General features: G+C 47.4%; 1 rRNA gene. It reads left to right on the top strand.

The features are described from left to right. A 16S ribosomal RNA gene (locus tag NQ018_RS11305) occupies positions 1-98 on the top strand; the annotation flags it as partial. Positions 99-580: the final 482 nt, after the last annotated feature.

Raw genomic sequence — 580 nt, 5'->3', positions numbered from 1 at the left:
CTTTTTTGGGGAGGGAGTGGTCGAAGGTGGGATCGGCGATTGGGACGAAGTCGTAACAAGGTAGCCGTACCGGAAGGTGCGGCTGGATCACCTCCTTTCTAAGGAGCTTTACTTTTAATTGTTTTTCGAATCCGGGTGGAGCAACACCACGCAACCTTTTGTCTGGTCACCGATTGGTGGTTGGGGGTTGTGAACACAACAAAAGAAACCAAAAAAACAAAGTGCTGCTGCATGCATGCATTGTGTGTGTTGTGTGGTGGTGGGTGCAAAGACGTTTTGTTGGTGTGTTGGCATGCTGTTGGGTGTCTGGGATGATCACGTTTTTTTCAGGCGCACAAGTGGGTTCATGGATGGCTGCGTGTGACACTGTTGTGTTGCGTGGTTGTGTGTGGGGTTGTTGTGTGCTTGTGTGGTGTCCTTTTTTGTGTTGCTTGGTTACTGCAGGACATGTGTTTGTGTGTGTTGTGGTGGCTTAAGTGGTGTTGTGTGAGAACTGTATAGTGGACGCGAGTATCTTTATTCTTTATTCTTTTTGATTTTTTGTGTCTGGTGTTTTTTGTGTGTTGTGTAAGGGCACACG

Source organism: Corynebacterium kozikiae, from assembly GCF_024580965.1.
Taxonomy (GTDB): Bacteria; Actinomycetota; Actinomycetes; order Mycobacteriales; family Mycobacteriaceae; genus Corynebacterium; species Corynebacterium kozikiae.
Note: the sequence above shows the minus strand (reverse complement) of the source record. Positions and strands in the feature narration are given on the sequence as shown.